The sequence below is a fragment of the Nocardia sp. NRRL S-836 genome (genome assembly GCF_001279525.1).
Lineage (GTDB): Bacteria > Actinomycetota > Actinomycetes > Mycobacteriales > Pseudonocardiaceae > Lentzea.
Genome location: NZ_LGDY01000069.1, coordinates 137,448 through 161,125 on the forward strand (window position 1 = coordinate 137,448; position 23,678 = coordinate 161,125).

General features: G+C 71.4%; 23 protein-coding genes. 12 read left to right on the forward strand and 11 right to left on the reverse strand.

Translation table 11 applies throughout. From position 1 onward, the window contains the following. Positions 1-23: 23 nt before the first annotated feature. The 3 genes from ADL03_RS08420 to ADL03_RS08430 are packed head-to-tail and all read left to right on the forward strand — an operon-like array spanning position 24 to position 2,981. The gene (locus ADL03_RS08420) at positions 24-995 is read left to right on the forward strand and encodes a tripartite tricarboxylate transporter substrate binding protein (RefSeq protein ID WP_053732795.1); all 972 of its coding nucleotides are present in this window, start codon (positions 24-26) and stop codon (positions 993-995) included. Next, positions 992-1,486, forward strand: a complete 495-nt coding sequence (locus ADL03_RS08425) for a tripartite tricarboxylate transporter TctB family protein (protein WP_053732796.1) — start codon at positions 992-994, stop codon at positions 1,484-1,486. The genes ADL03_RS08420 and ADL03_RS08425 overlap by 4 nt, the downstream gene beginning before the upstream one ends. Further along, positions 1,479-2,981 (forward strand): tripartite tricarboxylate transporter permease, encoded by a 1,503-nt coding sequence (locus ADL03_RS08430; protein WP_053732797.1) that lies wholly within the window; start codon positions 1,479-1,481, stop codon positions 2,979-2,981. The genes ADL03_RS08425 and ADL03_RS08430 overlap by 8 nt, the downstream gene beginning before the upstream one ends. Here the strand turns inward: ADL03_RS08430 and ADL03_RS08435 are convergent. From ADL03_RS08435 to ADL03_RS08445, 4 genes are all read right to left on the reverse strand, one after another. Continuing rightward, the gene (locus tag ADL03_RS08435; RefSeq protein WP_053732798.1) at positions 2,968-3,741 is read right to left on the reverse strand and encodes a MaoC family dehydratase N-terminal domain-containing protein; all 774 of its coding nucleotides are present in this window, start codon (positions 3,739-3,741) and stop codon (positions 2,968-2,970) included. The two genes, ADL03_RS08430 and ADL03_RS08435, sit on opposite strands and share 14 nt — an antisense overlap. Next, on the reverse strand, positions 3,738-4,886 hold the full coding sequence (locus ADL03_RS08440) for an acyl-CoA dehydrogenase family protein (protein ID WP_053732874.1): 1,149 nt from the start codon (positions 4,884-4,886) through the stop codon (positions 3,738-3,740). The genes ADL03_RS08435 and ADL03_RS08440 overlap by 4 nt, the downstream gene beginning before the upstream one ends. Positions 4,887-4,929: 43 nt before the next feature. Continuing rightward, positions 4,930-5,085, reverse strand: coding sequence for a hypothetical protein (locus tag ADL03_RS46785; protein ID WP_157528343.1), 156 nt, complete (start codon positions 5,083-5,085; stop codon positions 4,930-4,932). A gap of 122 nt (positions 5,086-5,207) precedes the next feature. Next, positions 5,208-6,434, reverse strand: a complete 1,227-nt coding sequence (locus ADL03_RS08445; RefSeq protein WP_053732799.1) for an aspartate aminotransferase family protein — start codon at positions 6,432-6,434, stop codon at positions 5,208-5,210. 78 nt (positions 6,435-6,512) lie between these two features. Here ADL03_RS08445 and ADL03_RS08450 point away from each other — a divergent pair, with 78 nt between their 5' ends. The 5 genes from ADL03_RS08450 (at position 6,513) to ADL03_RS08470 (ending at position 12,004) form a co-directional block, all read left to right on the forward strand. Continuing rightward, a complete protein-coding gene (locus tag ADL03_RS08450; RefSeq protein WP_053732800.1) occupies positions 6,513-7,370 on the forward strand; it encodes a LysR substrate-binding domain-containing protein in 858 nt (285 codons plus the stop codon). A gap of 23 nt (positions 7,371-7,393) precedes the next feature. After that, complete coding sequence (locus ADL03_RS08455) at positions 7,394-8,311, forward strand: hypothetical protein (RefSeq protein ID WP_053732801.1); 918 nt, start codon at positions 7,394-7,396, stop codon at positions 8,309-8,311. A gap of 282 nt (positions 8,312-8,593) precedes the next feature. After that, positions 8,594-9,835 carry an SLC13 family permease gene (locus ADL03_RS08460; protein ID WP_197288205.1) on the forward strand — a complete coding sequence of 414 codons (1,242 nt, stop codon included), beginning with the start codon at positions 8,594-8,596 and terminating at the stop codon, positions 9,833-9,835. Beyond that, the gene (locus ADL03_RS08465; protein WP_053732802.1) at positions 9,836-10,276 is read left to right on the forward strand and encodes a universal stress protein; all 441 of its coding nucleotides are present in this window, start codon (positions 9,836-9,838) and stop codon (positions 10,274-10,276) included. A gap of 24 nt (positions 10,277-10,300) precedes the next feature. After that, positions 10,301-12,004, forward strand: coding sequence for a sodium:proton antiporter (locus tag ADL03_RS08470; protein ID WP_053732803.1), 1,704 nt, complete (start codon positions 10,301-10,303; stop codon positions 12,002-12,004). Positions 12,005-12,788: 784 nt separating this feature from the next. Here ADL03_RS08470 and ADL03_RS08475 read toward each other — a convergent pair. The 5 genes from ADL03_RS08475 to ADL03_RS08495 all read right to left on the reverse strand — a co-directional run bounded on the left by ADL03_RS08475 (position 12,789) and on the right by ADL03_RS08495 (position 17,260). Next, a complete protein-coding gene (locus ADL03_RS08475) occupies positions 12,789-13,535 on the reverse strand; it encodes a glucose 1-dehydrogenase (protein WP_053732804.1) in 747 nt (248 codons plus the stop codon). Beyond that, complete coding sequence (locus ADL03_RS08480) at positions 13,535-15,040, reverse strand: aldehyde dehydrogenase (RefSeq protein ID WP_053732805.1); 1,506 nt, start codon at positions 15,038-15,040, stop codon at positions 13,535-13,537. The genes ADL03_RS08475 and ADL03_RS08480 overlap by 1 nt, the downstream gene beginning before the upstream one ends. Positions 15,041-15,048: 8 nt before the next feature. Continuing rightward, positions 15,049-15,894, reverse strand: coding sequence for a 3-oxoacyl-ACP reductase (locus ADL03_RS08485; protein WP_053732806.1), 846 nt, complete (start codon positions 15,892-15,894; stop codon positions 15,049-15,051). A 9-nt stretch (positions 15,895-15,903) separates the two neighbouring features. Beyond that, entirely contained in the window at positions 15,904-16,989 is a 1,086-nt protein-coding gene (locus ADL03_RS08490; RefSeq protein WP_053732807.1) for a Zn-dependent alcohol dehydrogenase, read from the reverse strand. 79 nt (positions 16,990-17,068) lie between these two features. After that, positions 17,069-17,260, reverse strand: coding sequence for a ferredoxin (locus tag ADL03_RS08495; protein ID WP_053732808.1), 192 nt, complete (start codon positions 17,258-17,260; stop codon positions 17,069-17,071). Positions 17,261-17,305: 45 nt separating this feature from the next. On the opposite strand from ADL03_RS08495, the gene ADL03_RS08500 reads away from it, so the two are divergent. Together ADL03_RS08500 and ADL03_RS08505 are read left to right on the forward strand one after the other, a co-directional pair. Beyond that, positions 17,306-18,466, forward strand: a complete 1,161-nt coding sequence (locus ADL03_RS08500; RefSeq protein WP_053732809.1) for an acyl-CoA dehydrogenase family protein — start codon at positions 17,306-17,308, stop codon at positions 18,464-18,466. 8 nt (positions 18,467-18,474) lie between these two features. After that, on the forward strand, positions 18,475-19,371 hold the full coding sequence (locus ADL03_RS08505; protein WP_053732810.1) for an acyl-CoA dehydrogenase family protein: 897 nt from the start codon (positions 18,475-18,477) through the stop codon (positions 19,369-19,371). Between the two features lie 9 nt (positions 19,372-19,380). Here the strand turns inward: ADL03_RS08505 and ADL03_RS08510 are convergent, their stop codons facing one another. Together ADL03_RS08510 and ADL03_RS08515 are read right to left on the reverse strand one after the other, a co-directional pair. After that, positions 19,381-20,472, reverse strand: coding sequence for a nitronate monooxygenase family protein (locus ADL03_RS08510; protein WP_053732811.1), 1,092 nt, complete (start codon positions 20,470-20,472; stop codon positions 19,381-19,383). Beyond that, positions 20,453-22,039 carry an acyl-CoA synthetase gene (locus ADL03_RS08515; protein WP_053732812.1) on the reverse strand — a complete coding sequence of 529 codons (1,587 nt, stop codon included), beginning with the start codon at positions 22,037-22,039 and terminating at the stop codon, positions 20,453-20,455. The genes ADL03_RS08510 and ADL03_RS08515 overlap by 20 nt, the downstream gene beginning before the upstream one ends. A 75-nt stretch (positions 22,040-22,114) precedes the next feature. On the opposite strand from ADL03_RS08515, the gene ADL03_RS08520 reads away from it, so the two are divergent. Continuing rightward, positions 22,115-22,903, forward strand: a complete 789-nt coding sequence (locus ADL03_RS08520; RefSeq protein WP_053732876.1) for a crotonase/enoyl-CoA hydratase family protein — start codon at positions 22,115-22,117, stop codon at positions 22,901-22,903. 142 nt (positions 22,904-23,045) lie between these two features. Then, a complete protein-coding gene (locus ADL03_RS08525; protein ID WP_053732813.1) occupies positions 23,046-23,645 on the forward strand; it encodes a hypothetical protein in 600 nt (199 codons plus the stop codon). Positions 23,646-23,678: the final 33 nt, after the last annotated feature.

The following is a 23,678-nucleotide window of genomic DNA, read 5'->3' on the forward strand; positions in this document are numbered from 1 at the left end:
CCCAGGGAACAGGTGAGTCGACAATGCGCACGAAATGGGTCGCGGTGGTGGCCGCAGCGGGGCTCCTGGTGGCCGGCTGCGGTCAGAGGTCGCAGAGCGGCAGTGACGCGCTCGCGAAGCTGGAGATCATGGCGCCCGCCGACCCCGGTGGCGGCTGGGACCAGACCGCGCGCGCGATGCAGAGCGCCATGAACAGCGCGAACCTGGTGAGATCGATCCAGGTCAGCAATGTCGGCGGCGCGGGTGGCACGGTCGGGCTGAAGAAGCTCGCGACCGAGCGCTCCGAGCAGTACCTGATGGTCACCGGCCTGGTGATGGTCGGCGCGGTGGAGACCAACAACGTCGACACCCGCCTGGAGGACACCACCCCGATCGCGCGGCTGACCGCGGAGGACGAGGTCGTCGTCGTGCCCGCCGACTCGCCGCACAAGACGATCGACGACCTCCTCAACGTTGTGAACGCGAAGGGCAAAGGCGTCTCCATCACCGGTGGCTCCGCCGGTGGCACCGACCACGTCCTCGCGGCGATGCTGCTGGAGGCCAAGGACATCGACCCGGCCAAGCTCAACTACGTGCCCTACTCGGGCGGCGGCGAGTCGCTGGCGGCGTTGCTGGGCAAGAAGGTCGACGCGGGCATCTCCGGTGTCGGCGAGTACCGCGAGCAGATCAAGGCGGGCAAGCTGCGCGCGCTCGGCACGTCCGGGCCGAAGGAGCACGCGGAGCTCGGTGGCGTGCCCACCCTCAAGGGCGTCGGCAAGGGCGTCGAGCTGATCAACTGGCGTGGTGTGGTGGCGCCCGGCTCGATCTCGCCCGCGGCCAAGGAGCGGCTGATCACGCTGGTGACCGACATGCGCAACAGCCAGCAGTGGCAGGAGGAGCTCAAGAAGAAGGGCTGGACGGACACGTTCCTGACCGGCCACGAGTTCTCGACGTTCCTCACCAAGGAGATCGGCCGGATCAAGCCCGCGCTCGAGGAGATGGGCCTCGCGAAGTGAGTGCGGAGAAGGCCGAGGAGTACGGCTTCGGCGGTCTGGTCGCGGCGATCGGGGCGTTCGTCCTCGTCGACGCGACCACGATCGCCTCGCGCGGCACCGACACCTCCGTCGGGCCGCGTGCCTTCCCCTACGCCGTGGGAGCGCTGCTGGTCGTCACCGGCATCGCGGCGATCATCGCCACCGCGAGTGGCAGGCTCGGTGAGGCCGAGGACGCCGAGGACGTCGACACCGGCGTGCGCACGGACTGGGCGACGGTGGCCAAGCTGGTCGTCGTGCTGGTGGCGCACCTGGCGTTGATCGACATCGCCGGGTGGCCGGTCGCCGCGACCGTGCTGTTCTTCGGCGCCGCGTGGGCGCTGGGCGCGGTGTGGTGGCGTGCGCTGATCGTCGCCGTGGTGCTGGCGCTGGTGGTGCAGGTCGTGTTCGCGTCCGGGCTGGGCCTGTCGCTGCCCGCCGGCGTGTTCGAGGGGGTGCCACTCCTCGATGGCTAGCCTCACCGCGCTGCTCGACGGTTTCGCGACCGCCGCGCAGCCCCTCTACCTGCTCTACGCGCTGCTCGGCGTCACGCTCGGCACCGCGGTCGGCGTGCTGCCGGGCATCGGGCCGGCCATGACAGTGGCGTTGCTGCTGCCGCTGACCTACACGCTCGAACCGACCGCCGCGCTGATCATCTTCGCGGGCATCTACTACGGCGGCATGTACGGCGGCTCGACGACGTCGATCCTGCTGAACACGCCCGGTGAGTCGTCGTCCATCGTGACCGCCCTGGAGGGCAACAAGATGGCCCGCGCGGGCAGGGGCGCGGCGGCGCTCGCGACGGCGGCGATCGGGTCGTTCGTGGCGGGCACCATCGCGACCGTGCTGCTCACCGCGCTGGCACCGGCGATCGCCGATCTCGCGGTCACGCTCGGGCCCGCCGACTACTTCGCGCTGATGGTCGTGGCGTTCACCACGGTCGCCGCGCTGCTCGGGTCCTCCCCCGTGCGCGGCCTGGCGTCGCTGGCGCTCGGGTTGTTCATCGGCCTGATCGGCACGGACACGCTGTCCGGCCAGTCGCGGTTCACCCTGGGCATCCCGACGCTGGCCGACGGCGTCGACGTCGTCGTGGTGGCGGTCGGCGTGTTCGCGGTGGGCGAGGCGATCTACGTCGCGTCCCGCCTGCGGCACGGGCCGGTCGAGGTCGTCCCGGTCGGCGGCAGGTGGTTCACCCGCGACTTCTGGACGCGCTCCTGGAAGCCGTGGCTGCGTGGCACGGCGATCGGCTTCCCGATCGGCACCGTGCCCGCGGGTGGCGCGGACGTGTCGACGTTCCTGTCCTACGCGGCGGAGAAGAAGCTCTCCCAGCACCCGGAGGAGTTCGGGCGCGGAGCCATCGAGGGCGTGGCGGGGCCGGAAGCGGCGAACAACGCGGCGGCGGCGGGTGTGCTGGTGCCGTTGCTGACGCTGGGCCTGCCGACCACGGCGACGGCGGCGGTGATCGTGGCGGCGTTCCAGAGCTACGGCATCCAGCCGGGGCCGCTGCTGTTCACGACCAACTCGTCGCTGGTGTGGGCGTTGATCGCGTCGCTGTACATCGGCAACGTGATGCTGCTCGTGCTGAACCTGCCGCTGGTCAAGATGTGGGTGAAGGTGCTGCAGATCCCCCGTCCCTACCTGTACGCGGGCATCCTGCTGTTCGCCGCGCTGGGCACGTACGCGGTGAACTTCGTGGTGGACGACCTCGTCGTGCTGCTGGTGATCGGCGTGATCGGCTTCTTCATGCGCCGTCACGGCTACCCGGTCGCGCCGCTGGTGGTGGGCCTGATCCTCGGCCCGATGGCGGAGGAACAGCTGCGCAGGACCCTGCAGATCAGCGAGGGCGACCCGACCGCGCTGGTCGCGAGCCCGTTCGCGGCCGTGGCCTACAGCGTGCTGGCCGTCCTGCTCGCGGTGGCGGTGGTCCTGCGGCTGCGGCGCCGCGGGACCACCGAGGTCACCGCCGGCTGAGGACCGGCGGGTTCACCGGAGGGCTCCCGTGAACCCGGCCGTACCGGTCGCGGACCGCCGTGGGCGTGACGACCATGCCCTGGTGGTCGAACAGCGGGGCGACGAGCCGGTACTCGAAGTCGCCCTGGAGCCCTTGGGCACGTCCAGCCTCGGCCATCGCGAGCGCCTGCAACGGGCCGTGCGTGAGCAGACCGGGATACCCCTCGACATCGCGCGCGTAGTCGCGGTCGTAGTGGATGCGGTGGGCGTTGTAGGTCAGCGCGGAGAAGCGGAACAGCAGCGTCGGCGTCACGTCGACCACCCACTCGTCCCCGGTGGCGGGCACCTCGGCCGTCTGTGCGAAGTCGGGGGCAGGGCCGGGTTCGCGGTAGACGATGTCGTGCTCCTCCTCGACGACGACCTCGCCGCGTTGCCAGATCTGGTGCCCGACCACGACGAACGTCAGCGGCCCCGACCTGCCCTGCTTGTCCTCTGTGGACAGCACGGTCGTCTCGCGGGTCGCCGTCTCGCCGCACCGCAGCGGACCGGACTGCCGCACCCGGCCGCCGGCCCACATCCGGCGCCGTCCGGGCGGCGGGAGGGGCACGGTGTTGCGCACCGGGTGCCCGTCCTGGCCGAGATCGGCCTGCGCCGGGTGGTCGAGCAGGTAGAGCCAGTGCCACAGCGGCGGCAGGCCCTCCTCCGCCAGGTCGGGCACCGGCACGTCCAGCAGCGCCCCGAGCGCCCGCGCCGGCCAGGGCAGCAGCAGCTCCGTGGTCACGACGACGCCCTCTTGACCAGCTGGCGGGCGATGACGGTGCGCTGGATCTCGTTGGTGCCCTCACCGACGATCATCAGCGGCGCGTCCCGGAAGTACCGCTCGACGTCGAACTCCGTGGAGTAGCCGTACCCGCCGTGGATCCGCACGGCGTTGAGCGCCACCTCCATCGCGGTCTCCGAGGCGAACAGCTTCGCCATGCCCGCCTCCAGGTCCGCGCGCTCGCCGGAGTCGTACCGGCGTGCCGCGTGCAGGGTGAGCTGGCGGGCGGCTTCGACCTTGGTCGCCATGTCCGCGAGGTAGTTGCCGATCGACTGGTGCTGCCAGATCGGTTTGCCGAAGCTCTCCCGTTCCCGCGCGTACCGCAGCGAGTCGTCCAGCGCGGCCTGCGCGACACCGAGCGCCCGGCACGCCACCTGGATGCGCCCGATCTCCAGGCCGCGCATCATCTGCGCGAACCCCTGCCCCTCCTCGCCACCGAGCACCGCGGTCGCCGGTGCGCGGAAGTCGTCGAAGTTCAGCTCACAGCTCTCCACGCCCTTGTAGCCGAGCTTGGGCAGGTCACGCGACACGGTGAGCCCCGGCCCCTTCTCGACCAGCAGCACGGACACGCCTCTGTGCGGCGGCGCGGCCGACGGATCGGTCTTGCACAGCAACGCGATCAGCCCGGACCGGCGCGCGTTCGTGATCCACGTCTTGGCGCCGTTGATGACGTACCCGTCGCCGTCGCGGCGTGCGGTCGTGCGGATGGCCTGCAGGTCCGAGCCGCCACCGGGTTCGGTCAGCGCCATCGTCGCCCGCAGCTCCCCGGTGGCCATCCGCGGCAGGTAGGCGTCCTGCTGCTCACGCGTCCCGAACGCCACCAGCAGCTTCGCCACCACGGTGTGCCCGCCCATCGCACCGGCCAGCGACATCCAGCCGCGGGCCAGCTCCTCGGTGACCCCGGCGTAGCACTCCGCCGACACCGCCACCGGTCCCCACGGCTCGGGAACCGCCAGCCCGAAGACGCCCATCGCCTTCATCCGGTCGATGAGCGCCTCCGGGTAGGTGTCGGTGTGGTCGAGCTCCCGCGCGACCGGCCGGACCTCGCGGTCGGCGAACTCGCGGACCAGCGCGATGATCGCGGTCTCTTCCTCGGTGAGCGCCATGCCACCCACGCTAGGGGGTCACGGCGCCGCACCGCTCATCGCATCAGTAGACGCAGTACCAGCTGTACAGGTTCGAGTGGGCGCCGGACGCGTTGGGGTTGTTGTACTGCTTGCGGCATTGCCGCCACACGTCGATGTTCCCGTCGGCGACCGGCACGGCACCGCTCGTGCACTTCCACTGCTCGAAAAGGCTCGGCAATGCAGGTTGATCCGAGAACGCACGCACCTCCGTTAGCCGCGACGCCCTATCGGGCACTGCAATTACCCGCACGAATCCACGGAAATACTCGGAAAAGCATGTTCGGACATTTTTCTGGACTTCTACGCGGATGCCGCGATCGCCTCGTCGAGGATGCTCAGCCCCAGTTCCAGTTCCTCTTCGGTCACGGTCAGCGCGGGCGCGATCCGGAACACCCCGCCCATCCCCGGCACCTGCACGATGTTCATGTGCAGGCCCAGGTCCAGGCACTTCCGCGTGATCGGCGCGCTCAGCGACTCGTCGGCGATCTCCAGCCCGACCAGCAGCCCGCGCCCGCGCACGTCGGTCACCAGGTCGTGCCTGGAGGCGATGTCCTCCAGGCCGGTGCGCAGGTGGGCTCCGAGCTTCACCGCCCGCTCGTCCAGGCGTTCCTCGACCAGCACGTCGAGGACGGTGTTGCCGACCGCGGCGACCAGCGGGTCGGACACGTGCGTGGTGAAGAACAGGTAGTCGCGGGCGTGTGCCTCCTCCTCGATCTCGGCGGAGGTGATCACGGCGGCCAGCGGCAGGCCGGCGCCCAGGGTCTTCGACAGCGTCAGGATGTCGGGGACCACCCCGTCGCGTTCGAACGCGTACCAGGTGCCGGTGCGGCACAGGCCGGTCTGCGCCTCGTCGAAGATCAGCAGCATGCCGCGTTCGCGGCACTTGGCCTGCAACGCGGCGAAGTAGCCCAGCGGGGGTTCGAGGATGCCGCCGGAGCTCAGGATCGGCTCGACGACGCAGGCGGCCAGCGAGCCCACCGACTGGGCGTCGATCAGGTCGAACGCCAGGTCGAGCTGCGCCTGCCAGTCGGCGGACGGCACCGGGATGGCGAAGTTGCCGGAGATCGGGCCGTAGCCCTTGCGGCCCGCGCTGTAGGTGGCCGCCGCGGCGCCCGCGGTCATGCCGTGCCAGGAGCGGGCGAACGCGACGACCTCGTGCTTGCCGGTGACGAGCTTGGCCATGCGCAGGGCGGCCTCGTTCGACTCGGCGCCGGTGGTCAGCAGCTGCACCTTCTGCAACGGTTCCGGCAGCGTGCCGGCCAGGCGGCGGGCCAGGTCGACGACCGGGCGGCTGAGCATGCCGCTGAAGAGGTGGTCGAGGTTCGCGATCTGGCGTTGGACGGTCTGCACGATCCGCGGGTGTGAGTGGCCCAGGATCGCGCTCATCTGGCCGGACGTGAAGTCCAGGATCCGGCGGCCGTCCTCGGTGAACAGGAAGCTGCCGGCCGCGCTGTCGATGATCTCTCGCGTGAAGGTGCCGCCGTAGCGCACGAGGTGGCGGTCCACGTCCTCCCAGAAGGTCTCCATGGCCTGCGACGCTACGAGCGGGTGAGCATAAGGTCCATCTCACAATTCCACGGCCGCTGTTCGGAAATACTGCACAGCATGACGCTGAACCCGTGGCGGCTGCGGCTGCTGAGCCAGCTCGACGCGTTGGGCACCGTGCGCGCGGTGGCACAGGCTGCCAACATGAGTGCGTCGAGCGTGTCGCAGCAGCTGGCGGTGCTTGAGGCAGAGACGCGCACACAGCTGTTGGAACGCACGGGCCGCCGTGTGCGGCTCACGTCGGCGGGCCTGATCCTGGCGCGGCGGGCCCGGTCGATCCTCGACCACATGGACGCCGTCGAGGCCGAGCTGCGCGGGTTCGACGCCGAGCCGTCCGGCCGGGTGCGGCTGGGGGCGTTCCAGAGCGCGATCCACACGCTGGCCGTGCCCGCGGTCGCGCAGCTGCGCCACCCGCGCCTGGCGGTCGAGCTGATCGAGCTGGAGCCGCACGCCAGCATGCCCGCGTTGCTGGCCGGCGAGGTCGACGTGATCATCACGACCACCGACTTCGTGGAGCTGCCGGTGCCGCCGGACATCGACGTCGTGCCGCTGGGCGAGGACCCGGTGGTGCTGCTGACGCCGCCCGGCCACCCCGCGACGGACCTCACGGCGTGCAAAGACGAGGCCTGGGCGTTCGACGTGCCCGGCTCGTACATGGCGAACCTGGCCACGCGGCTGTGCCGGCAGGCGGGGTTCGAGCCGCGGGTCGTGGCCCGGTTCGGCAACTACATGCTGACGCTCAGGCACGTCGAGGCCGGGCTCGCGGTCGCGATGCTGCCCGCGCTGGCCGTCGACGCGCGCTACGACGTGGTGGCGCGGGAGCTGCCGGTGACCCGCCGGATCACGGCCGCGGTGCGTCAGGGCTCGCGTGCTCCCGTCACGGCGGTGCTCGACGCACTGGCCTCCGTCGGCACGTGACGGGCGTGTGCCACAGTCTGCGCATGCTCGAGATCACGGTGCAGACGGAGAACGGGGAGCGGCACGTCCGCGTGTCGGTCGGGGAGCTGGCGGCGCTGGTGCACGGGCTCGGTGGCCCCGGCAACCGGTTCCTCGTGCTCCAGCGGATTCCCGACGTGCCCGACGTGTTCGCCCAGGTCTGGCACGAGACCGGTGGCGACTACGCGCTGGAGCACCGCGACGGCGCCCCGCACTGGCACTTCGAGACGACGGCCGACCGGCCGGAGGTCGTGATCGCGACGCTCACCGGCTGGGCCCGCGGGGAGACCGGCTGGAACCGCGGCCTGCCCTGGTCGCCGCTGACCCTGGCGCCCGCGGCCGAGGTGCCGCCGCTCGACCTCGCCGAGGACGAGCGGGCCAACCTGGAGGGGCACGTCCGCGCGGTGCTGGCCGGCGGCTACGCCTCCCGCAGCGAGCTGGCCGAGGTCGCCGAGGAGTACCTCGTCACGGCGGACCGGCGGCCGGTGTCGCGCGAGCAGGCGCGGGCGCTGGTCGACCGGCTGTGGCAGGAGCGGGTCGCGGAGCAGGCCTCGTGGCAGGGCGAGACCGACCCCGAACGGCTCACCCGCGCGTTCATCGCGCTGGAGGAGGCCGAGATCGCCGCCCGCGAGAACTTCACCTGCTGCCGCACCTGCGGCAACGCCGAGATCGGCGACGAGGCCTGGCCCGGCGCCCGCGGGTTCGTCTACTTCCACGCCCAGTGCACGGAAGCCGCCGCGGCCGGCCACGGGCTCACGCTGCTCTACGGCGGCTTCGACGGCTCCGAGGAGACCACCGCGGCCATCGGCGCCGAGGTCGTGGCCGCCCTCACCGCGGTCGGCCTCCCCGTCCGGTGGGACGGCGACCCCAGCCGTGCCATCGCGGTCACCCCGCTGGACTGGCGCCGCCGCCTGGTCGGGTAGGACTCGGAGCGCGTCACGACCGACGGCTCCGTGAGGCCTGGGTGGACAGACGGCACGGGTCGGTCTCCTCCACAGTGGACGATTCACCATCGTCGCATGTGGTCCGTCAGCAGAACGACAACCTGGCCTGACGCCGCAGTACCGGCATAGCGGACAAGCCGCCGCGCTCACGACCGAGGTGTGGGCGCGGCCACCGCTGGTGGTGCGGCACTCGCCCGTCCGGCCGTGGTTCGATTGCGGCGATCGGGCTGCGAGACGGGAGTGCCGGGTGTGAGCGGGTGGCTGGCGGAGGGCGTGTCGGTCGTCCTGCTCGTGCTGGTGCTGGTGTGCGCGGTGGTGCGGCCGTGGGGGTGGCCGGAGGCGGTGGTCGCGGTGCCCGCGGCGCTCGTCGCGGTGCTGACCGGGGCCATCGGGGTGCCGCACGCGTGGGACGAGGTGGTGCGGCTGGCGCCGGTCGTGTGGTTCCTGGCCGCTGTGCTGGTGCTGGCGCAGCTGTGTGCGGACGAGGGGCTCTTCCGGGCCTGCGGGGCGTGGCTGGGGCGGTGGGCGGCGGGGCGGCCGCAGCGGTTGCTCGCCGGGGTGTTCGGGCTCGCGTCGGTGATCACGGCGGTGCTGAGCCTGGACGCGACGGTGGTGCTGCTGACGCCGGTGGTGTTCGCGACGGCGGCACGGGCCGGGGTGCGGCCCAAGGCGCCGGTGTACGCGTGCACCCACCTGTCGAACACCGCGTCGACGCTGCTGCCGGTGTCGAACCTGACGAACCTGCTGGCGTTCGCGGCGAGCGGGTTGTCGTTCACGCGGTTCGCGGGGCTCATGGCGGGGCCGTGGGTGGTGGCGGTGCTCGCGGAGTACGTGGTGTTCCGGCGGTTCTTCGCGAGCGAGCTGGGCACGAGCACGGAGCCGCGGCACGAGGAGGCGCCGCGGATGCCGGTGTTCGCGCTGGCGACGGTCGTGGCCACGCTCGCCGGGTTCGTGGTGACGTCGGCGATCGGGGTGGACCCGGCGTGGGCGGCGACAGCGGGTACGGCGGTGCTCGCGGTCAGGGCGCTGGCGGGGCGGCGGACGACGGCCGGGAAGATCGCGAAGTCGGTGTCCGTGCCGTTCCTGGCGTTCGTGCTGGCGCTCGGGATCATCGTCAAGGCAGTTGTGGACAACGGGCTCGGCACGGCGCTGGCGCGGGTCATCCCCGACCACAGCGGGCTGCTCGCCCTGCTCGCGATCGCCGGGCTCGCGGCGGTGCTGGCGAACCTGATCAACAACCTGCCCGCTGTGCTGGTGCTGCTGCCGCTGGTGGCGGCCACCGGGCCGGGCGCGGTGCTGGCGGTGCTGCTCGGGGTCAACATCGGGCCGAACCTGACGTACGCGGGATCGCTGGCGACGTTGCTGTGGCGGCGGATCGTCCACCAGCACGACCACGACGTGGACCTCGGCGAGTTCACGAAACTCGGGTTGCTGACCGTGCCGGCGAGCCTCGCCGCCGCCGTGGTGGCACTGTGGGGGTCCCTGCAGCTGATCGGAGGCTGAGTGGCAGTCCTGGTCTGGGTCGTCGAGGGCACCTGGCCCGCCTGCGTCGACGCGGTGCGCGACCACCCGAGCGCGGAGATCGTCCTGCTGCACGTCAGCGGCCACGACGTGCCGGAAGCGGCGCACGGGGCGTTCGCCGGGCTGTTCGGGCGCGGGCAGCACCGGGAACGCGACCCCGGCACCGCCGTGGAGCAGCTCGCCACGACCTCGGGCCGGGACCTGCTGGCCGCCGCCGCGCACCGGCTCGGGCGCCCGTGCACCACACGAGAACGCACCGGACGGGTCGAACGCGAGGTCGTCACGGCCGCGGAGGGTGCCGAGCTGCTGGTGGTGGCGCGCGACGGCGACCACGCGCGTCCCGGGCCGAGGAGCCTCGGTCCGGCCAGCCGGTTCGTGGTCGACCACGCGCCCTGCCCGGTGCTGCTCGTCTGGCCGGACTGAGCGTCTGCGACCAGACTGTCGATCATGCAGGAAGTGGCGTTGCTCGCCGTCGTGGCGGTGCTGATCATCGTGGCGGTGTCCTACGTCGCGCCCCAGCTCGGGGTCGCGGCACCGGTGCTGCTGGTGGTCGTCGGCATGGCGTGCAGCCAGGTGCCCGGCGCGCCGCACGTGGCCGTCGAGCCGGAGTGGATCCTCGCGGTGGTGCTGCCGCCGATCCTCTACTCGGCCGCGGTGAACGTGCCGGTGATGGACTTCCGCCGCAACTTCCGCGCGATCGGCGCGCTGTCGGTGCTGCTCGTCGTCGGGTCGGCGTTCGGCACCGGGCTGCTGATCTGGCGGCTGCTGCCCGAGGTCGGCTTCCCCGCGGCCGTCGCGCTCGGCGCGGTGATCAGCCCGCCGGACGCCGTCGCGGCCACGTCGATCGGCAAGCGGCTGGGGTTGCCGCCGCGGCTCGTCACCATCCTGGAGGGTGAGGGCCTGGTCAACGACGCGACCGCGCTCGTGCTGCTGCGCACCGCCGTCGCGGCGATCGCGGGCACGGTCAGCTTCTGGGGCGCGCTCGGCGACTTCGGCCGGGCCGTCCTCGTCGGCGTCGTGGTGGGCGCGGTGATCGGCGCGGCCTCGGTCTGGGCCCGTTCGCGCATCCAGGGCCAGCCCGTGCTCACTACCGCGATCTCGTTCGTCGTGCCGTTCCTCGCCTTCATCCCGGCGGAGGAGCTGCACGCGTCCGGCGTGATCGCCGTCGTGACGGCGGGCCTGATCACCGGTCACCAGAGCGCGAAGCGGTTCACCGCGCACGACCGGATCTCCGAGCGCACCAACTGGCGCACCATTCAGTTGTTGCTCGAGAACGGTGTCTTCCTCCTCATGGGGTTCGAGATCACGGCGGTCGTCAGCGACGTGCGGGCGTCGGGTGAGAGCGTCTGGGCCGCGTTCACCCTCGGCCTGCTGGCGACCCTGGCGCTGGTCGTCCTGCGGGTGGTGTTCGTCGTGCCGCTGATCGCGTTGCTGCGCAGGCAGCAGCGCCGCGCCGACCGGCTCACCGGCCGGATCGAGGCGGTGCTCGACCGGATCTCCGAGCAGGGCCCCCACCCCGGCAAGCGCTTCGAGCGCGCCACCAGGGCGTTGCGGCGCAAGCACGCGGACGCCACGTTCTACGCCAGCGAAGGGCTCGGCTGGCGTGGCGGCGCGGTGCTCGCCTGGTCCGGCATGCGCGGCGTGGTCACGCTCGCCGCCGCCCAGTCGCTGCCCACCGACGTGCCCCACCGCGCGGAGCTCGTGCTGATCGCGTTCACCGTCGCGATCGTCACGCTGCTCCTGCAGGGCGGCACGCTGCCCACGCTCATCAAGCTGCTCGGCATCCGCGGCAACGACGAGGAACACGAGCGCCGCGAGTACGCCCGGCTCGCCGCCGAGATCATGGCCGCGACCCAGGCGCTGCTCGACAACACCGCGCTCGAACGCGAGAACGGCAAGCCGTTCGACGCCGCTGTGCTGCAGCAGGCCAGGGAGCGAGGCCTCGCCGTGGCGGAGATCCTCGACAAGATGCTGACCGCGGACCGCGATCCGGACAGCCCCCTGCACCAGCAGAGGGAACTTCAACGCCTCTTCCTGGACGCCCAGCAGAACGCCCTGCTCGATGCCCGCGCAGGAGGGACGTACAGCTCGCACACCCTCGAACGCGCGCAGACCTTCATCGACAGCCAAGCCGCTCGCTTCACCGCCTGACGTCGCGGCGTCCGTCCACGCCGGGGCATCCACCGACGCCGGAACGTCCGCTGACGCCGGGGCATCCGCTGACGGCCAGTGCGCGGCCGGCGCTTCGGGACTCGCTGTGCCCCTCAGCTGAGCCTGGCCGCTCCGGTTGGGTCACGGGTGCATCAGGCCCGCTTCCGTCCCCCGGCGCAGAACCAGGGAGGCCGACGTCTTGCGGTGCTGGGTTCCCGCACGCCGACCGCGCAGGAACCACGGTAGCGATGGGGTCTGACAATTCCGGGCAGGCGGAGTCCGCGCTGCTCAGCTGGGGTGGCTCGGTTGGGGTGGACGGCGCGGGCGGGGGGATTGGAGAGACGCGGCGAGAGGGCGGATGAAGCCGATCGCGTTGGTGTCGAACGCGCGCAGTGCGGAGGGGGCGTCGAGGCCGTCGTTGGCGGGGATGCCCGTGTAGGGCGGGCGGCGTGGGCGGTGCGAAGCACGGCAGGCCGAAGCGCTCCAGAGCCAGGCGCGGTGGAGCCAGGCGCGGTGGAGCCAGGCGCGGTGGAGCCAGGCGCGGTGGAGCCAGGCGCGGCAGGGCCAAGCGCGCCGGAGCCAGGCGCGGCAAGGCCAGGCGCGGCAGGGCCAGGCGAGCACGGGCGTGGCGGGCCGGGCGTGGCGGGCCGGGCGTGGCGGGCCGGGGCGAGGCAAGGACCGCCTGGCCAAGGCGGACCGGAGCAAGGCCCGGCGCCGCGAGGTGCGAGGTGCGAGGTGCGAGGTGCGAGGTGTGCCGATCAACGTGCCCCGGCCAGTCCCCCCGTCAGCGGCCCAGTGCGTGCGTCGCCGTCGCTCCCCCGTCCACCGCGAACTCGGCGCCGGTGCAGTACGCGCTCTCGTCACTGGCCAGGAACAGCACGACGTTCGCGACCTCCTCCGGCTGCCCGATCCGCCGCAACGCCAGCCGCTTGCCGATCGGCGACACGTCGATCTCCCGCCCCAGCGCCGTGCTGACCATGGCGGTGTCGATCGCGCCGGGGTGCACCGAGTTCACCCGGATCCCGTGCTCCCCCAGTTCCAGCGCCGCCACCTTCGTCATGCCGCGGATGGCGAACTTCGACGCCGTGTAGGCGGTCAGCATGGGCATGCCGGCCAGTCCCTCGACCGACGACACGTTCACGATCGACCCGCCGCTGGCCCGTTTCATCGACGGGACCACCGCGCGCATGCCGAGGAACGTCCCCACCTGGTTGATCGAGATCACCCGCTGGTAGTCGGCCAACGTGGTGTCCGCCAACGGGGAGAAGTGCAGCACGCCCGCGTTGTTCACCAGCACGGAGATCTCGCCGAGCTCCCCGGCGGCGGACACCGCCGCCGCCCAGTCCTCCTCGGACGACACGTCCAGGTGGAAGTACGTGGCGCCCAGGGACGCGGCCAGCTCCTTGCCCGGCTCGTCGAGCACGTCGGTGAGCAGCACCGCCGCGCCCTCCTCCACGAACCGGCGGGCCGCGGCGGCACCCTGACCGCGGGCCGCACCCGTGATCAGGGCGACCTTCCCGGACAGCCGCATCACATCAGCTCGTCGGTCAGCGGCATCATCACCGTCTTCAGCTCGGTGTAGGCCTCGTAGGCGCTCTGCCCGCCCTCCCGGCCCAGCCCGGACTGCTTGAACCCGCCGAACGGCACGTGCGGCTCCAGCTGGAACCCGTTGATGCCGATCATCCCGGCGCGCAACGACCGCGCGACGCGGAACGCCCGCTTCACGTCGTTGGTGTAGATGCCCGCGCCCAGCCCGTACTCGGTGTCGTTGGCCAACCGGACCGCCTCGGCCTCGTCGTCGAACGGCACCACGCTCAGCACCGGCCCGAAGATCTCGTCCCGCGCCACCGCCATGTCGTTCGAGACGTCCGCGAAGATCGTCGGTGCCACGAAGTTGCCGGACGCGAGGTCGCCCTCCAGCCGCGTCCCGCCGGTGACAAGCCGGGCGCCCTCCTCCTGGCCGCGGGTGATGTAGCCGAGCACGCGGTCGAGCTGCCGCTCGTTGATCAGCGGGCTGGCCAGCACCGCCGGGTCGAACGGGTCGCCGAACGTCACCGCGCCGGCCAGCATCGTGGCCATCGTGACGAACTCCTCCTGCACCTCGCGCGCGACCAGCGCACGGGTGTGCGCCACGCACGCCTGCCCGGACAGGCCCATGGTCACCATGCCCATGCACGTCATCGCGGCGAGACCCACGTTCGGCGCGTCGGCGAACACCAGCGCCGGACTCTTGCCGCCCAGCTCCAGCGACACCCGCTTCATCGTCCCCGCGGACGCCTCGACGATCTTGCGCCCGACCGTGCGCGAGCCGGTGAAGCTGATCTTGTCGACCTGCGGGTGCGAGATCAGCGCCTGCCCGGTGGGCTCGCCGGGACCGGTGACCAGGTTGACCACGCCGTCCGGCAGCCCGGCCTCGGTCAGCAGCTGCACCATCCGGATCACGCAGAACGACGCGTACTCCGACGGCTTCACCACGACCGTGCAGCCGGCGGCCAGCGCGGGCGCGAGCTTCTGCGCGAAGAGCACGAACGGCGCGTTCCACGGCAGGATCGCCGCGACCACGCCGACCGGCTCGCGGAACGTCATCGCCAGGTGGTCGCCGCCCTGGTATGGCGGCAGGGTCTGGCCGCCGACCTTGTCGACCCACCCGGCGTGGTGCTCGAAGATGTCCGCCGCGATCCCCACCGAGGTCGCGTAGATCTGCCCGAACGACAGCGGCACGCCGTTGTCGAGCGCCTGCAGCCCGCGCAGCTCGTCGGCGTGCTCCCGCAACAGGTTGGCGTACCGCAGCAGCACGCGGACGCGTTCCTGCACCCGAGCGCGCGACCAGATGCCGTCGTCGAACGCCTTGCGCGCGGCCTTGACCGCGTCGTCGACGTCCCGCGGCGAGGCGACGGCGAACCGGCCGACCTCCTCGCCGGTCGCGGGGTGGTGGTGCGTCCACATCTCGTCGGAGTCGCGGAACCGGCCGCCCACGAAGAGCTGCCCGTCCTTCAGCCCCAGCGTCTCGCGGTGCGGTTGCACGGTGAGCGTCACAGGTCCTCCTACAGGGCAAGCGTGTCGGTACAGGAGAAAGTCCTCTGCGGGTCACGGGCGGCGAAGTAGCCCGCGACGTCCTCCAGCGCGTCGAAGCGCTGTTCCACGGTCGGCGGCGCCATCAGGGCGACCATCCCGCCGTGCACCACGAACACCTGCCCGTTGATCTCCGAGGCCGCCGGTGAGACCAGGTACGCCACGAACCTCGCGACGTGCACGGGGTCCAGCGGATCCGCTCCGGGCGGCGCGTCGCCGAAGACGTGGGCCGTCATCCCCGTGCGCGCACGGGGACAGATCGCGTTGGCCCGCACGCCGTAGCGGCCGGTGCCACGCGCGGTCGCGACGGTCAGCGCCGTGATGCCCGCCTTGGCCGCCGCGTAGTTCGCCTGCCCCTCCGGACCGAGCAGGAACGCTTCCGACGACGTGTTCACGATCCGTCCGTAGACCGGTTCGCCCGAGGTCTTCGACTGCTGCCGCCACAGCGCGACAGCGTTGCGCGACAACAGGAAGTGCCCGCGCAGGTGCACGCGGACCACGAGGTCCCAGTCCTCGTCGGACATGGTGACGAGCATCCGGTCGCGCAGCACGCCCGCGTTGTTCACGACGACGTGCGGGCCACCGAGCTCGACCGCCGCCGCCACCAGCGCGTCAGCGGTGCTCCGCTCCCCCACGTCACCCTCGACCACCGCGCACTTCGCGCCGAGCTCCTCGATCTCGGCCACGACCGCGTCGGCGGCGCCCGGCAGGTCGTTCAGCACGACGGACGCGCCGGCCCGCGCCAGTTCGAGCGCTTCGGCCCGCCCCAGCCCGGCGCCGGCGCCCGTGACGACGGCGACCTTCCCCGCAAGGTCCACAAAGAACTCCTAGTCGAACAGGACGACCTGCCGGATCAGCGATCCGCCGCCGCGCAACGCCTGCAGGCCCTCGTTGACGTCTTCGAGCCGGATCCGCCTGCTGATCATCCCCTCCAGGTCGAGCCGCCCCTGCCGCCACAGCGCCAGCATCCGCGGCACGTCCCGCCGGAAGTTCGCCGTCCCGTAGAACGACCCGTGCAAGGTCTTGTCGTGCAGGAACAACTCCTGCGCGCTGAACGACACCATCGCGTCGCCCCTGCCCGCCCCGACGACGACGGTGTGGCCGCCACGCCGGGTGAGGTCCCACGCTGAACGGATCGTCGCAGGCAACCCGACCACGTCGAACACGTAGTCGAAGCCCATGCCCGTGTTCAACTGGTTGTTGAGGTCGGCCACACCCTCCGGTGTCGTCGCGTGTGTCGCGCCGAACCGTTGCGCCACCTCGTGCTTCTCCACGACCGGGTCGACGGCGACGATCCGTGCGGCGGCCGCCAGCCGGGCGCCCTGGATCACCGCCACGCCGACACCACCGCAGCCGATCACCGCGACGCTCGCACCCGGCTCGACCTTCGCGGTGTTGAGCACCGCCCCGACGCCGGTCAGGATGCCGCAGGACAGCAGCGCTGCGACGTCGTACGGCACGTCGTCGTCGATCTTCAGGGCGGCGTCCGCGGGCACGACCATCTCCTCGGCGAACGCGCCGAGCCCCGCGTACCCGAACGCCGGCGTGCCGCCCACCAGGAACCGCGGCGAGGTGAACGCGGACAGCGTGTGCACCAGGCACAGGTGCGGCTGGGCACTCACGCACTGAGCGCACTTCCCGCACGGCGGCACGAACGTGATCACGACGTGGTCGCCCACCGCCAGCGACGTCACGGCGCTGCCGATCTCGACCACCTCCCCGGCGCCCTCGTGCCCGACCACTCCGGGCACGAGTGCCGGCAGCGTTCCGTCCATGGCGGACAGATCGCTGTGGCACACCCCGCACGCCTTGATCCTGATGCGCACTTCCTGCGGCCCCGGCGCGGTCGTCGTCACGTCGTCGCGGAGCTCGAGCTTGTCGTCGCCGACCTGGTTCAGCACGGCAGCCTTCACCGGGTATCACTCCTCGCTGAGCTCACGGCTGAGCTACCCGTCGCACACTAGAATCTGTTCCTGTTCGTGACAAGGTCCATCAGCGTGAGACCCGCAGTGCGCCCTTGGGGCACGACGCCACCGCGCGCTCGGCCACCGGCTCCTCCGCCGAGGTCACCTCACCCGGCCGGATCTGCAGAACCTCGTCCTCGTCAAGGTCGAACACCTCGGGCAGGATCGTCGTGCAGACACCGTGCGCCTCACACAGCGAGGGGTCGACGTCGACCTTCATCGCAGCCTCCTGACAGCAAATAGAACTTGTTCTAGAGTAGCGGTCATGCGCATCGGTTTCACGCCCGAACAGGAGAGGTTGCGCGACGAACTGCGGGCGTACTTCGCCGCGCTCATGACGCCCGGCCGCAGGGCCGCGCTGTCGGGCGGCGGCGACTACGGCGACGCCGAGGTGTACAAGGAGACCGTCCGCCAGATGGGCAGGGACGGCTGGCTCACCATCGGCTGGCCGCGCGAGTACGGCGGCCGCGACCGCCCGATGATCGAGCAGCTGATCTTCCTGGACGAGGCGTCCGCCGCGGGCGCGCCGGTGCCGTTCCTGACGCTCAACTCCATCGGGCCGACGATCATGACCTACGGCACCGAGGAGCAGAAGGCGTTCTACCTGCCGAGGATCGCGGGCGGTGAGATCCACTTCGCGATCGGCTACAGCGAACCGGAGGCGGGCACCGACCTCGCGGGCCTGCGCACGCGGGCGGTCCGCGACGGCGACGACTACGTGATCACCGGCCAGAAGATGTGGACCAGCCTCGTCCAGTACGCGGACTACGTGTGGCTGGCCTGCCGCACCGACCAGGAGTCCGAGCGGCACAGGGGGTTGAGCATCATCATCGTGCCGACCGCGTCGGAGGGTTTCTCGTGGACGCCGGTGCCGACGATGTCCGGGCCGACCACCAGCGCCACCTTCTACGACGACGTGCGCGTGCCCGCCACGAACCTGGTCGGCGCGGAGCACAGGGGCTGGAAGCTGATCACCAACCAGCTCAACCACGAACGTGTCGCGCTCTGCTCGGCCGCGCCGCTGCAGACCGCGCTGCGCGAGGTTCGTCAGTGGGCGCGTGAAACCGGTGCCGACGAACAGGAGTGGGTGCGGCTGCACCTCGCCCGCGTGCACGCCAAGACCGAGTTCCTCAAGCTCGTCAACTGGAAGATCGCCTCCGGCGGTGACGAGGCACCATCGCCCGCGGAAGCCTCCGCCACCAAGGTGTTCGGCACCGAGTTCGCCACCGAGGGCTACCGGCTGCTGATGGAGGTGCTGGGCGCCAACGGGATCGTGCGCGCGGGCTCACCCGGCGCGCTGCTGCACGGCCGGATCGAGCGCATGCACCGCTCGGCGCTGATCCTCACGTTCGGCGGCGGCACCAACGAGATCCAGCGGGACATCATCGCGCGGGCCGGCCTCGGGCTGCCCGCCGTTCCTCGGTAGGGGGAGACGTGGACTTCACGCTGACCGAGACCCAGCGCGAGCTGGCTGCGCTGACGCGCAAGATCGTCGAGTCGTCCGACGCGCCGTGGGCGGACCTGGTCAAGACGGGTGTGGTGCCGGAGGACCCGGACGAGTTCGGCGTGCTGGAGCACTGCGCGGTGCTGGTCGAGCTCGGCCGTGCCGTCGCCGCCGTGCCGTACCTGCCGACCACGCTCGCCCGGACGGCGCTGGCGATGGCCGGACGGCACGTCGAGCCGGGTGCCGTGCTGTCGGTGGCGCTCGCCGAGGACTCGACGGGCGCGAAGACGACGGTGCCGTTCGCGGCGAGCGCCGAGGCGTTCCTCGTGGCCGACGACGACCGGGTGTTCCTGGTCCGGGCGGCCGACCTCGACATCACGCCGCAGGTGCTGGTCGACGGCACGGACGCGGGCACGTTCCGCTTCGAGTCGGGCGAGCTGCTCGAAGGTGTCACGCCCGACTGGCTCACCACCCGCTACACGCTCGGGCTGTGCGCGTTCCAGCTCGGCGTCACCGAACGCGCCCTGGAGCTCACGGCCGCGTACGCCCGGACCCGTGTGCAGTTCGGCCGCCCGATCGGTGCTTTCCAGGCCGTGGCCCAGCGGCTGGCCGACGCGTACATCGACGTGGCGGCGATCCGGTTGACGCTGTGGCAGGCGGCGTGGCGGCTGTCGGAGGGCCTGCCGGCCGACGCCGAGGTGGCGACGGCGAAGTTCTGGGCCGCGGACGCCGGGCACCGGGTGGCGCACACGGCCGTGCACGTCCACGGCGGCACGGGCATCGACATGAGCCACGACGTGCACCGGTACTTCACGGCGGCCAAGCGGGCCGAGTTCGAGCTGGGCGGGGCGACCGCCCAGCTCCTGAAGCTCAGCGCCGCGCTGTGACGGACACCGTCAGCGGTTCAGCTCGGTCAGCCTCTTCACCGTGTCGTGGAACTCGCCCAGCAGCTCCGCCATCACCTCGGCGACCGGCCGGACCTCGTTCATCCGCCCGACCACCTGCCCGACCGGCATCGACACCACCGACGGGTCGGCGGACTGGGCGATCCGCTGGTGTGCCGCGCTGACCAGGATGTTCTGCAACGGCATCGGCAACGGCTCCGGTGCGTCGGCCGACGCCCACGCCTCGGTCCAGCGCGTCTTCAGCAGCCGCGCCGGCTTGCCGGTGTAGATCCGGGTCCGCACGGTGTCACTGGAACCGGCCGCCAGCAACGCCTCCTGCGTCGAGGCGTTGCCCAGCGCGTACTCGGCGGTCGTGAGCCAGTACGACCCCATCCACACCCCGTCGGCGCCCAGCGCCAGTGCCGCGGCGGCCTGCCGTCCCGACCCGATGCCGCCCGCCGCGAGCACCGGGACGTCCACCGCGTCGACGATCTCCGGCACCAGCACCATCGTGGCGACCTCGCCGGTGTGGCCGCCGGCCTCGTAGCCCTGCGCCACCACGATGTCGACGCCGTTCTCGACGTGTCTGCGCGCGTGCGAGGCCTTGCCCGCGAGGGCGGCGACCGGCACACCGGCGGCGTGCACCCGTTCGATCACGTCGGCCGGTGGCGAGCCCAGCGCGTTGGCGATGAGCCGGATCGGGTGCTCCAGCGCCACGTCGACGTGCGACCGCGCGACGGAGTGCAGCCAGCCGAGCACACCCTCGCTCGCCGTGCCGCCCTCCAGCGGCGGCACACCGAGCCGCAGCAGCGTGCGGTCCACGAAGTCGCGGTGGCCCTGCGGGATGAGCCGGTCGAGGTCGATCTGCGTGCCCTCGGTCGGCACCTTCGCGGGCATCACGATGTCGACGCCGTACGGTTTGCCGTCGGTGTTCTCGTCCATCCAGGACAACGCCCGGTCGAGGTCCTCCGCGTCGTTGAACCGCACGCACCCGAGCACGCCGAGGCCACCGGCGCGGCTGATCGCGGCGGCCACGTGCTCGGACGGCGTGAAGCCGAAGACCGGGTGCTCGATGCCGAACGTGTCACACAGGTTGGTGCGCATGCTCCTCCACGTGGCGTCGAGCCCACTGGTAGTCGGGTTTGCCGCTGGGGGTGCGGCCGATCTCGTCGACCAGCCAGAGCGAGCGCGGCACCTTGTAGCCGGCCAGCGTCCCGCGGACGTGAGCGTCCAGTTCGGACAGTGTCGGGGTGGCGCCGTCGCGCGGCTGGACCAGCGCGCCCACTCGCTGGCCGAGCCGGTCGTCCGGAATGCCGATCACGAGCGCGTCGAACACGGCGGGGTGCGACTTGAGCACGCCCTCGACCTCTTCCGGGAACACCTTCTCGCCCCCGGTGTTCACGCAGGTGTTGCCGCGGCCCAGCAACGTGATGTCGCCGTCGGCCTCGAACCGCGCGAAGTCACCGGGCACGGTGTAACGCTTGCCGTCGACCTCGATGAACATCTTCGCGGTCTTGTCAGGGTCCTTGTAGTAGCCCAGCGGGATGTGCCCACCGCGGGCGAGCTTGCCGACGACACCGGGCGCGGGTTCGAGCCGGTTGCCGTCCTCGTCGACGACGATCGTGTCCTCGTTCAGCTTCACCTTGGTGCCGTCGGTCTTGACCATCTCCTTGGGCACCGCGCCGATGCCGGTGGACCCGGTCTCGCTCGACCCGATCGACTCCAGCAACGTCGTGTGCGGCAACAGCTCGTGGTACTGCTTCTTCACGGTGTAGGAGAACAGCGCCGCACTGCTGTTGATGATGAACAACGACGAGCCGTCGTGCTCGCCGCGCTGGAACTCCTCGATCAGCGGCCGGCCCATCGCGTCGCCGGTGATCACCGCGACCTGGACCTTCTCCCTGCCGATCACCCGCCAGATCTCCGCCGGGTCGAACTTGGGCACCAGCACGACGGTGCTGCCGCTGAACAACGCGCCCAGCACGGCCCACTGCGCGGCGCCGTGGATCAGCGGGGGCAGGCAGAGCCGGACCAGGCCGTAGTCCTTGCCCGACCTGGCCTGCTGCCACTCGTCGGTGACGCGTTCGCCGGTCACGAAGTCGATGCCACCGCCCAGCGTGCGCCACACGTCCTCGTGCCGCCACATCACGCCCTTGGGCATGCCGGTGGTGCCACCGGTGTAGAGGATGTAGAGGTCGTCGGCGCTGCGCGGGCCGAAGTCGCGGTCGCCGGACTCGGCGGCCAGCGCGGTCTCGTACCCGGTGCCGGTGAAATCTTCCGAGGACTCGTCGTCGATCACCACCCGCAGCTCCGGCGCGCCGGACTCGGCCACCAGCGGCGAGTAGCGGCGCTCGTGCACCAGGGCGACCAGGTCCGCTTCACCGAACAGGTACTGCAACTCGTTCTTGGTGTAGCGGTAGTTGACGTTGATCGCGACGGCCCGCAGCTTGTACACCGCGAGCATGGCCTCGACCAGCTCGATGGAGTTGCGCGCGTACAGGCCGACGTGCTGACCCGCTGTCACGCCGTTCTTTGCCAGGTGATGCGCCAACTTGTTGGCGCGCGCCTCGAGTTCGGCGTAGGTGACCCGCCGGTCCCCGCACACGAGCGCGGTCCGGTCGGGCACGGTGTCGACGGCGTGTTCAACGAGGTCTGCGACGTTGAGGGCCATGTCCTGCAAAGTAGAACGTGTTACTGTTCTGGACAATCCCCCGTGCGGTCACACTCGATCCAGGAGGCGCTCCAGATGACCACCACGACCGAACCGCACTGCCTGGTGGACCTGGTCGGACACGTTCTGGTCGTGACCATGAACCGGCCGGAGGCGCGCAACGCGTTGTCCGGCCCGATGATGGCCATCATGCGCGAGGCGTGGGACCGCGTGGACGACGATCCCGAGGTCCGGGCGTGCGTCCTGACCGGCGCGGGCGGTGCGTTCTGCGCGGGTGCGGACCTCAAGGCGATGACCCAGAACCACCCCGGCGAGTCCACGGGCTATGACTTCTCGGTGATCGAACCACTGCTGAAGGGTCGTCGGTTGACGAAACCGCTCATCGCCGCTGTGGAAGGCCCGGCGATCGCGGGCGGCACGGAGATCCTGCAGGCGACGGACATCCGGGTGGCCGGCGAGAGCGCGCGGTTCGGCGTGTCCGAGCCGCGGTGGGGCCTGTTCCCGCTGGGTGGTTCGGCGGTGCGGCTGCCGCGCCAGATCCCGTACACGGTCGCGGCCGACCTGCTGCTGACCGGGCGGCACATCAAGGCACCGGAGGCCAAGGAGATCGGCCTGATCGGTCACGTGGTGCCGGACGGGCAGGCGCTGCCCAGGGCGATGGAGCTGGCCGAGCTGATCTCCGCCAACGGTCCGCTGGCCGTCAGGGCGATCCTGCGGACCATCCGGGAGACCGAGGGGTTGCCCGAGAACGAAGCGTTCACAGTGGACGCTCGGCTGGGCGTGGAGGTGTTCCGCAGCGAGGACGCCAAGGAAGGTCCCCGCGCGTTCGCGGAGAAGCGGAAGCCCAAATTCCAAGGGCGCTAAGGGTTTTAGCCGCCAAACGAGACGCGTTCCCGGCCAGGTGGAAAGATCGCGAACGGACGCGCGAAGTGTGTCCGGAGAGCGGATGGATCACCGTCGGGGCGCGTGCGAACGTGATCGGGTCCCTTCTGACAAAGGAGATCCGATGCACCGCAGGTTCCGCTTCGCCGCTCTGCTCACGACCGCGCTGACAGCTCTGGCCCTGACCGCGGCGCCCGCCACCGCGGCCACCGGTCCGAACACCACGACGGGTGTGCCCGGCCCGTCGAAGTCCAACTCCGCCGTCCAGGCCCCGGCACTGCCTGACCCGCTCCGCGCGCAAGCGGCGAGAACCGTCTGTCTCAACGCGCACCTGGCGGGCACCGGCTGGCAGGGCTGGGTGTGCGCGAGCGACGGTGTGGGCGCGCTCGTCGGCACGACCGGCCAGTCCCGGCAGATGGAGGCGCTCGCCGTGTCCTCCGCGGGCACCGGCGGCTTCTGCACTCAGGCGCACGTCGGCGGTCTGGGCTGGCTGAGCCAGGTCTGCGTGGCCGACGGCAACGTCGGCGTCGTGGGCACCACCGGCCAGGGCCGCGCGATCGAGGCGCTCGGCCTCGGCGCACCGGCGGCCACCACCTGCGCCAACGCCCACCTGTCCGGCACCGGCTGGCAGGGTGCGACCTGCGCCGGACCGACCGTCGTCGCGCTCGTCGGCACGACCGGGCAGTCCCGGCAGATGGAGGCGCTGGTCGCCGCCGTCGGCTGAGCTGAGCGAACCGGTGTGGGGCCTGGCATCCAG